General features: G+C 54.5%; 19 protein-coding genes and 1 pseudogene. All 20 read right to left on the bottom strand.

The window, feature by feature from the left end:
* The 20 genes and pseudogenes from P9J57_RS03285 to P9J57_RS03190 all read right to left on the bottom strand — a co-directional run bounded on the left by P9J57_RS03285 (position 1) and on the right by P9J57_RS03190 (position 13,143).
* A complete protein-coding gene (locus P9J57_RS03285) occupies positions 1-504 on the bottom strand; it encodes a phage tail protein (protein WP_028715818.1) in 504 nt (167 codons plus the stop codon).
* Between the two features lie 6 nt (positions 505-510).
* Positions 511-2,577: a phage tail tape measure protein gene (locus P9J57_RS03280; RefSeq protein ID WP_028715819.1), complete on the bottom strand. Its 2,067-nt coding sequence runs from the start codon at positions 2,575-2,577 to the stop codon at positions 511-513.
* On the bottom strand, positions 2,570-2,692 hold the full coding sequence (locus tag P9J57_RS03275; RefSeq protein ID WP_013027268.1) for a GpE family phage tail protein: 123 nt from the start codon (positions 2,690-2,692) through the stop codon (positions 2,570-2,572). The genes P9J57_RS03280 and P9J57_RS03275 overlap by 8 nt, the downstream gene beginning before the upstream one ends.
* 32 nt (positions 2,693-2,724) lie before the next feature.
* Entirely contained in the window at positions 2,725-3,021 is a 297-nt protein-coding gene (locus tag P9J57_RS03270) for a phage tail assembly protein (RefSeq protein WP_013027270.1), read from the bottom strand.
* Positions 3,022-3,075: 54 nt separating this feature from the next.
* Complete coding sequence (locus P9J57_RS03265; RefSeq protein WP_013027271.1) at positions 3,076-3,588, bottom strand: phage major tail tube protein; 513 nt, start codon at positions 3,586-3,588, stop codon at positions 3,076-3,078.
* Between the two features lie 12 nt (positions 3,589-3,600).
* Positions 3,601-4,770: a phage tail sheath protein gene (locus P9J57_RS03260; RefSeq protein WP_014594650.1), complete on the bottom strand. Its 1,170-nt coding sequence runs from the start codon at positions 4,768-4,770 to the stop codon at positions 3,601-3,603.
* A 101-nt stretch (positions 4,771-4,871) separates the two neighbouring features.
* Positions 4,872-5,105 carry a YciI family protein gene (locus tag P9J57_RS03255; RefSeq protein WP_019104862.1) on the bottom strand — a complete coding sequence of 78 codons (234 nt, stop codon included), beginning with the start codon at positions 5,103-5,105 and terminating at the stop codon, positions 4,872-4,874.
* Between the two features lie 357 nt (positions 5,106-5,462).
* Positions 5,463-6,002 (bottom strand): tail fiber assembly protein, encoded by a 540-nt coding sequence (locus P9J57_RS03250; protein WP_019104863.1) that lies wholly within the window; start codon positions 6,000-6,002, stop codon positions 5,463-5,465.
* Positions 6,003-7,210: 1,208 nt separating this feature from the next.
* Positions 7,211-7,837 (bottom strand): annotated as a pseudogene (locus tag P9J57_RS03245) (phage tail protein); the annotation flags it as partial.
* A gap of 69 nt (positions 7,838-7,906) precedes the next feature.
* Complete coding sequence (locus P9J57_RS03240) at positions 7,907-8,440, bottom strand: phage tail protein I (RefSeq protein ID WP_019104865.1); 534 nt, start codon at positions 8,438-8,440, stop codon at positions 7,907-7,909.
* The gene (locus tag P9J57_RS03235) at positions 8,433-9,341 is read right to left on the bottom strand and encodes a baseplate assembly protein (protein ID WP_176018390.1); all 909 of its coding nucleotides are present in this window, start codon (positions 9,339-9,341) and stop codon (positions 8,433-8,435) included. The genes P9J57_RS03240 and P9J57_RS03235 overlap by 8 nt, the downstream gene beginning before the upstream one ends.
* Positions 9,342-9,344: 3 nt before the next feature.
* Positions 9,345-9,695: a GPW/gp25 family protein gene (locus tag P9J57_RS03230; protein WP_013027278.1), complete on the bottom strand. Its 351-nt coding sequence runs from the start codon at positions 9,693-9,695 to the stop codon at positions 9,345-9,347.
* Complete coding sequence (locus tag P9J57_RS03225) at positions 9,692-10,276, bottom strand: phage baseplate assembly protein V (protein WP_019104867.1); 585 nt, start codon at positions 10,274-10,276, stop codon at positions 9,692-9,694. The genes P9J57_RS03230 and P9J57_RS03225 overlap by 4 nt, the downstream gene beginning before the upstream one ends.
* A gap of 92 nt (positions 10,277-10,368) precedes the next feature.
* Positions 10,369-10,839 carry a phage tail protein gene (locus P9J57_RS03220; protein WP_019104868.1) on the bottom strand — a complete coding sequence of 157 codons (471 nt, stop codon included), beginning with the start codon at positions 10,837-10,839 and terminating at the stop codon, positions 10,369-10,371.
* Positions 10,769-11,044, bottom strand: coding sequence for an Rz1-like lysis system protein LysC (lysC, locus tag P9J57_RS03215; protein WP_227008744.1), 276 nt, complete (start codon positions 11,042-11,044; stop codon positions 10,769-10,771). The genes P9J57_RS03220 and lysC overlap by 71 nt, the downstream gene beginning before the upstream one ends.
* The gene (gene lysB / locus P9J57_RS03210) at positions 10,926-11,360 is read right to left on the bottom strand and encodes an Rz-like lysis system protein LysB (protein WP_105079177.1); all 435 of its coding nucleotides are present in this window, start codon (positions 11,358-11,360) and stop codon (positions 10,926-10,928) included. Before lysB ends, lysC begins: the two co-directional genes overlap by 119 nt.
* Positions 11,357-11,866: a lysozyme gene (locus P9J57_RS03205; protein WP_483279384.1), complete on the bottom strand. Its 510-nt coding sequence runs from the start codon at positions 11,864-11,866 to the stop codon at positions 11,357-11,359. Before P9J57_RS03205 ends, lysB begins: the two co-directional genes overlap by 4 nt.
* Positions 11,850-12,074, bottom strand: a complete 225-nt coding sequence (locus P9J57_RS03200) for an HP1 family phage holin (RefSeq protein WP_014604962.1) — start codon at positions 12,072-12,074, stop codon at positions 11,850-11,852. Before P9J57_RS03200 ends, P9J57_RS03205 begins: the two co-directional genes overlap by 17 nt.
* 5 nt (positions 12,075-12,079) lie before the next feature.
* Complete coding sequence (locus P9J57_RS03195; protein WP_145032079.1) at positions 12,080-12,283, bottom strand: tail protein X; 204 nt, start codon at positions 12,281-12,283, stop codon at positions 12,080-12,082.
* Between the two features lie 692 nt (positions 12,284-12,975).
* Entirely contained in the window at positions 12,976-13,143 is a 168-nt protein-coding gene (locus P9J57_RS03190) for a hypothetical protein (RefSeq protein WP_227008678.1), read from the bottom strand.
* Between the last annotated feature and the right edge of the window lie 104 nt (positions 13,144-13,247).

Below are 13,247 nucleotides of genomic sequence, written 5' to 3'. Positions count from 1 at the left end.
TCAGCGCCCTCCATTCAGCGCAGAGGTGGCGCTTTTGATAACAGAGCCGACCCGTTGCGCTGCGTCGCTGGCCCGGTTTTGCAGTTCTTCCGCCTGCCTTTTTAAGTCCCCGAACATACTGGTTAGTGAATCGTCTACCCGCAGCAGGTTGAGGGTAAAGCCTATCTTGCGCGCGCTGCCGTCGCTGTAGAACTCCGTATGCGTGGCCGAGAAATCCGTCACAACAAACATGCCGTAAATAATGCCATTGCCGCCAATCAGCGGCCACGCCAGCCCTTCATCGGCCATAGTCTTCAGCGCCAGCAGCGTGACATTGCCGCCGGTGATTTCAGGCCGGAGTTCGCCAGACAGCTTGATTTTATCGTCGCCGCCGCCCAAAAACTGGGTCGACTCACGGCGCCCCACGCGGCTGTTTTTCGCCCAGCGATAGGTAATGTCATGCTGCAAATTGTCGAAGGGAAGGGTTTGCCGTACAAACGGCATCATGCCTAATATCATCATCATGGTTAATTAATCCAGACTAAACATGGAGTTATAGCTATGGTCAGACGTGGACCACGGCGAAACCGTGGAAGCCTGCGCGACGGCCTGTCCAATCGCCTGAGGCTCACTTGTTGTAAAGATATTGTTGGTGACCGTGTGCTGACGGTTATCCACGTTTGAATTGTTAACCGAGGGCAAAGGCTGATTGAGCGTGCTGTTCAGGCTGGCACGCGATGCAGCCGGACGGGCATCCGCGTTATCCTCATCCTCTTCATCCTGCTCACGCATTTTGGGCGGAGGCAGCTTGTCTTTCACCTTGTCAGATTTCTCATCGATGATGCCAAGCTTGCCCAGCACCCAGTCAATGCCGCCCCGAAGCTGATTCAGGGCTTCACCGGGTAATTTGAGTGCCGTCGCCAGCATATTGCCGAAGCGCTGTCCCATCTCACCTGCCGAGGCCAGTTCCTGCTGAGAAAACTTCACGGGTTCCAGCAGCTTTGAGAACCAGGCCCCCAGCTCGGACACTTTATTACTGAACCACTCAAATACCGGCTTCAGCGGCGCGAACGCGTCGCTTATCGGCCCCATCGCTGCACTAAAGCCCTGAGCGATGCCGCTGATAAAGGCGCTGATGGGTTCCCAGTACTGATAAACCAGCATGGCCCCCGCCGCGATAGCGGCACCAAGCACCACCACCGGCAGCGTGATCGCTCCCAGCGTGGCCGTAATGGCGCCGCCGATGATGGCAAATGCACCGCCCAGCAGCTCCACGCCCGCCATGATGGTGCTCAGCCCGCTAATGACCGGCCAGGCAATGTTCCCGACGCTGGCCAGGGAATCCACCAAGGTCAGCCCACCGGCCGCCAGCGTCAGCAGGCTGTCAGAAAGTTGAGGATTGAGATTCATGACGCCGGTCAGAACAGACTGAACGGATAAGCCGTCCTGACTGATAGCTTGCAAGTTAGTATCCACAGAGGCATCTGCTGCAGGCGGCTGGGCAGCGGGCGCCTGAGACAGCTGATCCAGCCGGCCACTGGCCGCGCCCTTCATCAATGCTGCGGCAGGTGTGGCGCCCTGTTCACCAAATATTGCCTGCAGATAAGTGGCCTGCTGGGCAGCGTCGAGCTTGTTTTTCTCAAACGCCGCCTGCACCTGGCTGAGCACCGCGAAAATGGGCTGACTGTTGCCCTGGTCGTCAGCGGTTTGCACATTCAACGCTTTAAGCGCGCTATCTGCGCTGGCATCAGGCGCCTGAACGTGCGTTAACATCGCACTGGCGCCTGCGCCTGCCTGGCTGCCCGTTATACCGTTTTCCGCCAGCACGCCCATCATGGCTGAGGTCTGGCCAACACTCAGTCCCGCCTGTTTTGCCACCGGGCCGACACTGGCCATCGCCTTATTGAGTTCTGTGATATCGCCCGCGCCCTGCCCGCCAACGCGTCCCTTGCCGTCTTTCGCGTCGCCGGGTGACAGGTAATCGATAACTTTGCGGCCCTTCTCGACAAAGTCTTTGGCTTTCGAACTGGCGCTTTGTACGTTATCTGCCAGCGCCATGCCCGCACGGTAACGTTCACGGGTGCGGTTGAGCTTGTCCTGACGCTGATTTAGCAGATTCATGGACTCACCCTGCGCATTGAGGGTGGATGTCGTGCGCTCTGTTTGTTGATTCAGCTTCTGGCGCTCGCTGCTCAACCGGCGCGTGGAAATTCCCGCCTCGTTCAGGGACTGGCGCTGATCCTGCACTGACTGACGCAGTTGAAGGTTTTTTTGCTGCAGCGCGTTAGCCGACTGACGCAGCTTATCCAGCGCCTGGGTTTGTTCCGCGGTAGGGTTTTGGGTGTTTTTAAGTTGAATGGCAAGTGCCGCTGCTTCTGCCCGGGTATTTTTAAGATTTTGTTGGGTCAGCGTCAGTTCTTTGCGGGTTTCACGGAACCCTTCAATCTGCGCGGATTTGGCATTGAGCTCGTCCAGGCGATCCTGCGTTTCCTGGATATCCGCAGACAGCTTTTCGGTTTCTTTACGTACGGCATTGAACGGGCGCGTAGCCCGATCAACCGCTTCCAGCAGCACTTGCAGCTTGAGCGTGTTACTCATCTGAGGTTACTCCACTGCGGATCATCACTCTATGCCGCCAGTCGAGTAACTCTTCCAGCGACATGGGATACATTTCTGAGGGTGGCCAGTGAAAAACGCTGGCAATATCGGCCATCAGGTCATTGACCGTCAGATCGCGGGGCCAGCTTACGCGGCCGATTTCGCTGACAAAAAACCAATCACCTTGCCGCCCAGGGCAATCAGGTCAACCGGGTCCAGTGCGTTGCACTCTGCTTTGGTCAGCGATGGCATGGTGATGCGGGGCAGCACCATCAACAGGGCATCCACATCGGACGAGGCCAGATCAGCCAGCCGCACACCGCGCAGCGCGCCGGCGGTCGGTTTCACCAGCTCAACCTGAGCGATCACCACATCGCCACGTGAAATCGGGCTTTCCAGCACCACCAGGTTTTCTTTCAGTTCTGGCTTATCAAGCTGTTCCATTTTTTCTCCATCCCAATCAAGAGGGGCCAGCGCAGGACGCGCCGGCCGTTGTTATTACACCAGGCCGAGGTTTTTACGGCGCTGTTCCAGACGATCGACGCCGTTGACCTTCTCCACCATGTTGACGGTGTCGATTTCAATCAGCTCTTTGCCATTCCAGGTCAGTTTGAAATAGGTGTTTTTACTGGTGATTTTGGTTTCGGTGTTTTCGCCCTGTTTGGCTTCACCGAAGTCAAAGGACTGGTGCTTACCGCGTACTTCGATTTCCACGGCGATTTCTTCGCCGGTGTCATCACGCTGATAAGAACCGGTGAAACGCAGCGGTACGTTCGCCATCGCGCCCCACTGGCTTAATACCAGCTCATCCATCCCGCCCAGCGTCCACTCCATATCGAGTGCCGCATCGTCCAGGCCGTTATCAATGAATGCCGCACCGTTCATACCGCCGGCGCGGTAGGTATCCAGCTTGCGTGACAGCTTCGGCAGCGTAACTGCGGTGACGATGCCCTGATAGCTGTTTGAATCGTTGAAGAGGTTCAACCCCTTGAGTTTACGTGGCAGTGCCATTTATCCGGCTCCTTAGCTGTTTACGGATGCGGCGAAGTTCGCCAGATAGGTATCGGTGATGCGCTGACGCAGGGTCAGATCTTCCAGCGGCGGCACCGGCGTGTAGTCGTAATCGATAAACAGTTTGCCCGCCTTCAGGCTCTCTTTATCGTTGGCGCTTTCGTCGTACCAGCAGTTGGCGCCCAGCAGATAACCGGCGCTGACCAGCTCACGGAACTTGGCATTGATACCGGCGATGATTTCGCGTACCAGTACTGGCGTCAGCGGTTTGTCGTTGGCCCACATGTGCGCTTCCGCCATGGTATCGGCCAGCACCTGTGCTGAACGGGTGTAGTTTTCAAAGGCAAAAAGTGGATCGTCACTGCAGGTGCGGTTGCCCCAGAAACGGAAACCGTCCTTGCGAATCAGCGTGGTCACACACTTTTCGTTCAGCAGATCGGCATCGGTGCCGGTCTGTTGCAGATCCCAGAAAACATCTGCAGAGATACCCGTCACGCCATTGACGCCCACGTTAGACAGGGTTTTATGCCAGCCGGTGTCGTTGTCAATTTTGGCGCGCAGGCCCAGCGCACGTGCGGTGGCATAAGCCATTTCAGATTTATTGGTTGCCGTGTTCCAGGCAATAAAATCTGGCCAGATCACCATCAGCTCGCGCTGGCTGAAGTTTTCGCGGTACTTCATGGCGTCAGAGATGGTTTTGCTGTTCCAGGCGGACACGTAGGCAAAGCCACGCAGCTGCTGGGCAATGCTGGCCAGCGCTGTCGCCACTTCCAGCGAATCCAGACCCGGCACGCCAAGAATGCGCGGTTTAACACCCAGCTGCGTTTGCGCGCTGAGCAGCGCCTTCATGCCGGTGTATTTACCGTTCGCATCCGTCGAGCCAATCAGGTTAGAGGTGGTTTCAGCCTGGCTCGCGCCTTCTGCAACGCGAACCACGACGGTTACCGGCTTCGCCTGGTCAGCAATCGCCTGCAGCGCGGCCGCTAAGGTGCCTTTGGTACCGGCTTTACCGATAGCTGCCTGCACGTTGGTCAGCAGAACAGGTGTGTTAAGAGGAAATGCCGTTGCATCAGCATCTTCTGCGGTGCAGATCATGCCAACAATGGCGGTTGAAACTGTTGAAATGGTGCGTGTACCGTCATTGACTTCGACGACGCGGACACCGTGATGAAAATCAGACATCTGTAGCACTCCGTGTTGTGGGTGTGCTCAGAGTGTCAGGTCAATGAAAAGGATGCATGCGATTGCGGTTTGCTGGCGCGTGGCTAAACAGCAGCGTTTATTTATAAGGTGACGGGACGGTCAAAAGCCCTCCTCCAGAGCCGAATCTCAACGTTTTGACGCAATCCCTCTAACCAGAATGGATCCTGTTTCAGTAGGGCTTCAACGGCTTCTTTAGAAGCAGCTTCCACAATCCATAAAGCGCCATCCGGATGGGCCGTGGCATGCTCTCTGAGCGAGACTGCAATCAGTACGCTCGATCTCACGCTCTCAAGCCACTGCAGGTAAGCTTCCATATAATTTTTTGTATGCCAGCGCGATCTGCACGATAATATAACCTTAAGTTACAATACATCTTTTAATTAATATTTTTCGCTGCGATTTTGACATTACTGAAGAGTATGAAGGCAAAAGAGAAGAAGTAATTGAAAGCGAACGCTCATTAATAAAATATAATACCAACCAATCAAAAAACACTAAAAATAAAAATAACACACCCTACCATAAACCACATAAATCAATCAAAAGGCGATTAAATAAAATAAAATGAGCGCACTCAATGTATTTCTTTAATCATAAGCAATGGGTATTTTGAAGGATTGAAATGAGTGATTGAAATTTTAAGAAAATGGCAATCACTCACTGACTTTGTATTAAGCAGGCACCTCTGGCCAGACAGGTCTAGTAGTATCAACACGATTGAGAGCCACCCTGTATTTTTTCCAGGTAAGCAAACGTGCTGCTTCTTCATCTGTAGCCATATTTAAATCTACTGCATCCTGTAATGGCGCTATTGCGGTCGCCGCGCGCGCAAGCTTCTGGGCAAGTTCAGCTTGCACTTGCCGTTGTTGCTCTTCTGGCGTATAAATTCTAGGGACAATATTGAAACCATCGAACTGCCATTCCTGTCCAGATAGTGGAATGGTAAAATTTTCAGGGACTCGATCTAGCGGTATTTCAGCAATAAAGGCATCTACTGGCCATAACGCACTAATGTCATAACTGGCCTGTGTAATAACACCTGAATCTATATAAACCACTTTCAGCATTTTTTCATTAAAAGTAGCCTGTAGTTTATACCAATCCATCCCATCAGGAGTACTAATATATTGAGCATTAATGTATTTCGCTAATTCATCCGAAGACGTATCTTGCGCAGGTGTATAAATTTTGAATGGTCCGTATTTTTTCATGCGTATGCCACCGTATACCAGTTGCCATTAACGTATTTTTGCATGTAGCGAAAATACATATATCCTAATTGACTACCTTCGTTACCATTACCACCAGTAATAACTGCTCCTCCGGGAGCTTCAGCCATCACTCCATCTGTGAGCAATTGGCCCCTACTGACTAACCTGATGTCTCGTACAAAGTTCTGGTCAACATAAGACCAAGTGGCGCGATTACTAATATTGTTATCACGACCAGATAATTGCGTATTAAGCCAGTCGCTCAGCCATCCTCCCCAAGCCGCTCCATTAATGTTGCCATTTGTATCAATTACAGATCCGCCAACATACACAGCACCCGGCGAGTTAAAATTACCTGTGTGAGGATCAAACAACCATGCCTGTGAGAAGCCATTATCACCTATGACGTGAATACAACCATTAGCAAAATGGCCGTCACCCAACGTCAATGCACCAAAACTGACTGAAGTCCCATACCCTAACCCTTCAGTTTGTATGAGGCCTTTAATGATGGGGGAATAGCAGCTATTACCTCTGGGCGCGGCATATCCAAATGGCTTAACGAATGGCGCTCTCGGATCTTTATATTGGTCAGCATAAGCACCGGATGCAGGCCAGCTGGCATTCTGTGTAGCGTAATGTTCCGCACCATCAAGATACGCTACAGACCCGCCAGTTGCCGGAATGGCCCCCACCTGTGCTGGAGTCGGTGGATTTTTTTCATAAAACATGGCGCCTAGCGAATAGCTGTCAACCTGACCAACAAGTTTGTGGCTATCCCAACCCAGAATTATTTGGTTAGTTCCCTCAGAGGCCATTCCCTCACCGCCGCCCGCCTGAACCGCATTTATGTCTCTTGCCGTAGGTTTGTTGCCAGTATGGTAGAACTGATTCCATTTCTGCCATTGCTGGTCGTCACCATTCATTCCGCGAAAAGCAATACGGTTACCCGTTTGATATTCCACAGACAGCTGTACTTGGTAATCACCATTAAGCCCGGCATAGCTTAGTAATGAACCATCAAAGCCGGGTGAATTTTTTGCAGACGTATAAACGAAACTAACCGCATTTGCTGGTAAATCGTTGGCGTCCTTGTACTCGAACCCTTCAACACTACTGGCAGCAACCGTTTGAACTGCAACTGCGCCACCGTTGACCAAAACTCGTCCAGCAGTAACGTCGTTTTTTGATGTCTGCAAATCACTTAAGGCCGCACTACCTAATTCGAGGTTTTTTCGAGCCTGAATCACCAGCCCCGCATCTTTGATTTCTGCCAACGCTTTGGCCGTTTGCAAATACTGGCCGTGAGGATTCGCCGCATCGATATGCTTCTTCATCACATCGTCGGTGTGAGCTTTTACCTCGATGACTTTGTCATCCACATACTGGCGCGTGGCCAGCACGACAGACGGGTCAATCTTTAACGTTACAGCACTGGTGCTGTTCACGATCAAAATCATACGTACAGTCTGAGTACGGCCGCTGCCTTCCTGTAGTTGCGGTTTATAGGTTTCCGCGCAGTTCGCAACGGCAATCAGCACGCCATCGGCGTCATACAGGCCAATCTCACGGATCCAGAAGCCGCCTTCGCCTTCAGGGATAATCTGTTCAGCGATAATCTGGCTGCTGTTCGCGGCATCCACCTTCAGCGAATTCAGCGCGGCACGGCGCTTTTCGCCCACCAGTTTGGTCTGCGCAGGATCGGGCGTAGGCAAAACACCGCCGCCGTCACCCACCGCCATCTGGGTAATCTGCAGTTGGGTTCCCAGGGCCGCGGCATTGGCCAGCTTTGCCGCGCCCTGATTGGTCAGTAGGGCAAAATATTTCGTTGTCATGCTCTCACTTCCGTCAGGTCATTAAGATGGATCGCTGCACGGTATAACTCGAACCGCCCGCGGTGTTATTCAAGGTCTGTAGGGGTAGACGGTTAACTCGTCACCGCTATAACTGGCGACTGTCACAGGTAAAGACCCCTTTGAATCCAGATTGATAGATAGTCCAGTCAAATGGCGACTGACCGGTTTCGCATCGGCAATTAACCGCTCCAGCTCGTTGTACATTGCCTCATCAATCCCGGCTTCCTGCACGCCGACATCAATGCGAAAGGTTCCGGGGATGCCATCGTTTTGCCACCATTCGGTGAAGCGAATCAGGTAGCCAATCGGCTCCACCACACGTCGCAGAGAGCCAATCGTGCCTTTGTGTTTATGGATATATTCCGATGCAGCAACCACGCTGCGTTTCGTGCTTTCGCTCCAGCCCGAATCCCAACGATCCACCGACCAGGCCCAGGCCAGATAGGGCAGTAGCTCCACCGGACAGGTCTGCGAATTCCATAACTGGCGCAAAGGAACAGGAATGGATTCCAGCGCTGCGCAGGCTTCAGCCGCGGCAACTTCCAGGGCTGATGAACCCGTTGGCAGCAGGCGTTTACTCATCGGAACCTCCTACCGTGATCTGGTAGCCGGTGCAGAACGCGGCCTGAGTTTTATCCAGCACCACATCGGCCACCGGCTGGGCCAGTTCGACGCGCTGTACACCTTCTACATGCAGCGCGGCATACAGCGCAGACTTGCGAATATCGCGGCCTAAACGTGCCTGGGTGTTTACAAATGCCTTGAGCTTCGCCTCGGCTGCGGCACGGATGGGCTCCGCCTCGGGACCGGGATACAAATACAGCGTGGCGTCAACCCGGTAATCCACAATCTGAGCCGACTGGACGGTAACCCGGTCAGCAACCGGACGAACATCTTCATCATTTAGCGCGGCATTCACGATCGCCAGCAGGTCGCTGCCCGCCGCACCGTTGCCTTCGCGGGACAGCACGGTAATCGTGACGCTGGCGGGAGAGGGACTGATAGCCGAGGCATCGGCTACGCGGCCATCGGCGCTGCGTGCATGAAATTCGTAAGCACCGGACGGCCCCGCAACGCTCAGCCCTTCAAACGCGGCGGCAATGCGGGCACGGAAGTCTTCATCCCGCTCCATTACCGCCTCAACGGGCGGCGTAACGGTATTATCCGCGGGCGTCAGCACCAGCCGCGTCACGCCGTTGTTGGCGCCCAGTTGATCCAGATCGCTGCCGTTGGCCCAGGCCACCATCACCGCCTTGGCCGCCTCGTTGATGCGTTGACGCAGAATGACTTCCCGGTAGGCGTTCTCCTGCAGGAGTTTCACCAGCGGGTCGGACTCCAGCGCCAGAACCCGGGCAACCGATGCCTGCTCGTCTGCAGGATAGAGCGAAATCAAGGTGGCTTTGCGTTCGGCAAGCAGCGTTTCATAGTCCAGCGTTTCCACCACGTTTGGCGCAGGCAGCTGGCTCAGGTCGATAGTAGGCATGATTCAACTCACAGGGACGGTTAACGAAAAATCCTGCGCGGTGTCCGCACGGTTGCCGGTGATTTCCACCACCATCCCGCCGTCAAACGCAGATTCAAAATTAATGGCAGTCAGGCTGATGCGCGGCTCCCACTGCAGGATCGCCATATAACAGGCTGACATGATTTGCAGGCGCAACCTGTCGTTCTGCGGCTGGTCGATTAGCGCCGACAACAGTGAACCGTAGTTACGGCGCATCACCCGCGATCCCAGCGGCGTCGTCAGAATGTCACGGACGGACTGGCGGATATGCTCCAGCTCAACGAGGGTTACGCCTGTTTCGCGGCTCATGCCGGTGTAGCGTGCTGTTGTCATAATGGTGCTCCTGTGGTGCCACCGCTGTCGCCCGGATGCTGGTGCGTATGCAGCACTTTGCCGTTGGAGGCGAAGCTGCCGCCGCTGTGCGACATATCGCCCTTCATGGTGCCGCCCTGGGTCACTTCCAGCGTGGCGGTTTTCAGTAACGTGGTGCACTCCACCTCTGGCGTATCCAGTAGGATTTTGACAGCCGCCTTGATCGTCGCCGTCTGAATTCCTTCGGCTTTCAGCGCGCCGGTTGCAGGCTCGTATTCAATGACCGCACCATCGGGAAAAGAGTAGTGCAGCGCATCGGCAGAGGCCGAGGGCGCCGGGCTGGCGTCAGAGAACACGCCGGGTAACACGAAGCCGCTGTTCAGCTCACCGCCCAGGCTTATGATCAGCACCTGCTCGCCTGTCGACGGCGCATTCCATGAACGGGTTCTTCCCGCCCGGGCACTTAGCCAGTGCAGCCAGTCAGTGGTGTTATCGCCGGTTTTTACCCGGCAGGTTCCCGCCTCCAGATTGATGGCGGCAACGGTGCCAATGCGGACCATGTTGCGCAGCAAGCGCTTGATTTCTAATATTTGCTCGTTCATGGCATTAGTTTCTCGTTGCAGGAGAAAAGCGGCAATCGAATGCCGTTTACCCAGGGATGGCTAAACAGCGCGTCAGCGGATAAGGGTTATCGCTATGTTTTCCATTCGCTGACCAGCTTGCCTTTGATGTACAACTGCCAGGGGCGATCAACATTTTCCGGCATAGCCGGTTCTGGCAGATGCGTGATGTGTAATGCGCCGTTCTGCTGCTCAACCCAGACGCGTTCGGTCAGTTGTAGAGTGATATTCACCTTACTGCGCCCATCGCCGGTTGCCTCAAGGGTAAAGGTAAAGCCGGTGCGACGTTTCTCATCCGAAACCATGATGTCGGGCTGGTTTTCCCGAAGCCATGTCAGCAGGGGAACCATGATCAGATCGATATCCTCTGCGTAGTCAGTAATCGTGACGGCCAGCTGGAAGTGGTATTCAAACGACAGCGAGCTGGCCAGTGTGGAAACCAGGTTTCCGGACTGAATCGCTATCGTCAGGTTGTCAGGATTTTGCTGAAGCAGCGGAACGCTGTTTATCAGCACCTGGCGTAGTTGGGTCGCTTTCAACATCATGCTGCTCCTGGCACGCTTTAATCATCTCAATCTGCAACCCGCACGATGCGAGCGCAGCCTCTAACTGGCGGTTATCCGCCGCCAAATCACCCTGCGTCTGCAGGTTGTTTTCCGGAATGGGGCAACTTGTCACGCGTGGACAACCAGTCCAGATAATCTCGGGCATTGCTGAAGGCCGGACGGCTGTGCAGCCGGATAACGTCAGCAGGCAAAGCAGCAGCGCTCCAGGCACGTAAAGCGGGATTGGCATCGGTTTCTCTTCTGATAATGGTTTCACGATGGAGCGCCTGCGCGCTGGCCTGGTTCTGAAGCAGCCGCAGCGCCGCCTCACGTTTTCGGCTAGCCTGGATATCCGCATCGAGTTGGGCCAGCGCCTTGTCCCGGCTGCTGACGTCAGCCGTCAGCGTACTCACCCTGCGCAGTGCCTCATCCCGTTGATGAATCATCACGCTAAGGCGCCAGCCGGTTAAGCCCAGGGCAATAAGCAAAATGGCGATCGCCAGTGCAACCAGTCGCATCATGCCGCTCCTTTTAAACACCACGCCATTTCGCGCTGGCGACGGTTATCCAGGCCCGGGTTGTAGGTGCCTTTGACATATACCCAGCGCTTAAGCTGCAGGCAGGCATCGTGCCAGCGGCCGCTGTTGATCAATCCCGCCAGCGTTGAGTGGCAGGCGGCGTGCACGCCAACGTTAAAACCGAATGACACCACCGCGTCATAAACCTGGAACGGCATTTCACGTGGCATGCACTGGTCGATCCCGCGTTCAACGCGCATCACGTCGTAAACCAGGTTTACTGCGGCCTGGCGCTCGTTCACCACGCTGGTCGGGGTAACACCTTGCGTGTGACCAATGCCGTTGGTCCAGACGCCGGCGCTGCACTGATAGGGCGAGGTGCGGCAGCCTTCTGCATCGGCAATCAGCTTCAGGCCGGCTTCAGAGGTTTTCAGCATGTTGATATGCGGTAGCAACGCGGCCAGGGCCAGTACGGCCGCCACGGCGCAACGTTTAGCGGTCTGGCTCAAAGTTAAGCCCCTGTAAGTTGCGCTGCTGTAGCTCGTAAGTTTTGCGACGGTAGTGCCAGTTGATAAAAAACGTCGCAACGTTAGTGCACATGGTCAAAACGGCGACGCCAGAGCCAACCATAAAGGCGATATCCTGCGGTGTGTGACGTCCAAACCACATCAGGACGATCCCGATGAGGTAATTAATCAGAGAACTGATTTTTTCCATTGGCGCTAATCCCACAGATTGAGGGTTTCACCCGTGGCCGCCTGAGGCAGCTCCGGTAACAACACTCTGCATCCGTGCGGTAATGTTGGGCCTTGTTCTGCCAGGCCAGGATTGGCGGCATAAACCTGTTCAACCGCCTGCTGCGTGCGTCCGTAGTAACGCCAGCAGATCTCATCAACGGTTTCTTCCTGTTGTGCGTAAATCAGCATTGATTGGCCCCTTATGAGCGTAAAAGCCATGGTCGAGTAGGCGATAAGTTGAGAACATCCGCTGTCGTGGTGACAGGCAATAAAGGCCCCGTTGGCCAACAGAAACCTGTTCAGAGAATTGCACCGTCGGGCCACCAAACCGCCCTGAAGCCGAATCCGGATAACCCGGATACGCGATGTGCATTGGCCTTCGCGCAGAGCGATCCAGAGATTGCTGTGCCTGCCGCTTGTCAGAAGTAGTGTGTGCCTCAGCAGGCGCTTGCTCAACGCAAGGCCGTCCGCTCAAGGCTGGGCGGGCAGAGGGTTACACCCCGAATGCGGGCGCCGATGGAAGGGTCGCGAAAGCGCTGGGATGACGTGAGCACATTTGCTTTCACAGCGACGACCGGGAGAGGTCGTAAGCCAGCAACAGGAAAGGGGCAGTAACCAAAAGATTGCCGCGAACGCTGACAGGAAAGCGGCCGGGATAACGTTATTCAGTAAAGGTGGGGGAAGACTACGCCTGGCGAACAGGGGTTGCTGCAAACGCCTGCAGGCAGCAGATGCCCGGCGTTTTCGGTCGGTCATGACGCAATGTCAGCGATAAAACGTACTGGCGCGGTTTTGCTGTTGCCCGCGCCTGAACCCTCTCATCCGTTAAGATGGCTCAGGCAACGGACAACCGTCCTGATGTCACAGTGAACGCGTCGCCATCATGATTTTTTTAAAGGCGTCGCCGCAAAGACAACAGAAAAGTGGTTATCGGAAAGGGTGTAGTTCGCAGCGATTTCAGCGATCAAATTTAACGCGATTTCCCTGTCACGCTCCCGGCAGGCTCCTTCACTGGTAAGCCTGGCGATAAGTTCGACGCGTTCAAGCATGACTCGCTCATGTAATTCATTTCCCACAATTCCCTCCCCCAAATAAATACTGTACATACATACAGTATCATAGCATTCATTAACTGTGGAAGCGTTTTAAGATA

Source organism: Pantoea sp. nfd-35, assembly GCF_056892255.1.
The sequence above is the reverse complement of the archived record's forward strand: the minus strand, read 5'-3'. Positions and strand labels throughout refer to the sequence as shown.

Bases quoted from the DNA above. Each gene is read 5' to 3' on its own strand.
- P9J57_RS03285 (WP_028715818.1), bottom strand. From the start codon at position 504: ATGATGATGATATTAGGCATGATGCCGTTTGTACGGCAAACCCTTCCC.
- P9J57_RS03280 (WP_028715819.1), bottom strand. From the start codon at position 2,577: ATGAGTAACACGCTCAAGCTGCAAGTGCTGCTGGAAGCGGTTGATCGG.
- P9J57_RS03275 (WP_013027268.1), bottom strand. From the start codon at position 2,692: ATGGCCGATATTGCCAGCGTTTTTCACTGGCCACCCTCAGAAATGTAT.
- P9J57_RS03270 (WP_013027270.1), bottom strand. From the start codon at position 3,021: ATGGAACAGCTTGATAAGCCAGAACTGAAAGAAAACCTGGTGGTGCTG.
- P9J57_RS03265 (WP_013027271.1), bottom strand. From the start codon at position 3,588: ATGGCACTGCCACGTAAACTCAAGGGGTTGAACCTCTTCAACGATTCA.
- P9J57_RS03260 (WP_014594650.1), bottom strand. From the start codon at position 4,770: ATGTCTGATTTTCATCACGGTGTCCGCGTCGTCGAAGTCAATGACGGT.
- P9J57_RS03255 (WP_019104862.1), bottom strand. From the start codon at position 5,105: ATGGAAGCTTACCTGCAGTGGCTTGAGAGCGTGAGATCGAGCGTACTG.
- P9J57_RS03250 (WP_019104863.1), bottom strand. From the start codon at position 6,002: ATGAAAAAATACGGACCATTCAAAATTTATACACCTGCGCAAGATACG.
- P9J57_RS03240 (WP_019104865.1), bottom strand. From the start codon at position 8,440: ATGAGTAAACGCCTGCTGCCAACGGGTTCATCAGCCCTGGAAGTTGCC.
- P9J57_RS03235 (WP_176018390.1), bottom strand. From the start codon at position 9,341: ATGCCTACTATCGACCTGAGCCAGCTGCCTGCGCCAAACGTGGTGGAA.
- P9J57_RS03230 (WP_013027278.1), bottom strand. From the start codon at position 9,695: ATGACAACAGCACGCTACACCGGCATGAGCCGCGAAACAGGCGTAACC.
- P9J57_RS03225 (WP_019104867.1), bottom strand. From the start codon at position 10,276: ATGAACGAGCAAATATTAGAAATCAAGCGCTTGCTGCGCAACATGGTC.
- P9J57_RS03220 (WP_019104868.1), bottom strand. From the start codon at position 10,839: ATGATGTTGAAAGCGACCCAACTACGCCAGGTGCTGATAAACAGCGTT.
- lysB (WP_105079177.1), bottom strand. From the start codon at position 11,360: ATGATGCGACTGGTTGCACTGGCGATCGCCATTTTGCTTATTGCCCTG.
- P9J57_RS03200 (WP_014604962.1), bottom strand. From the start codon at position 12,074: ATGGAAAAAATCAGTTCTCTGATTAATTACCTCATCGGGATCGTCCTG.
- P9J57_RS03195 (WP_145032079.1), bottom strand. From the start codon at position 12,283: ATGCTGATTTACGCACAACAGGAAGAAACCGTTGATGAGATCTGCTGG.
- P9J57_RS03190 (WP_227008678.1), bottom strand. From the start codon at position 13,143: ATGCTTGAACGCGTCGAACTTATCGCCAGGCTTACCAGTGAAGGAGCC.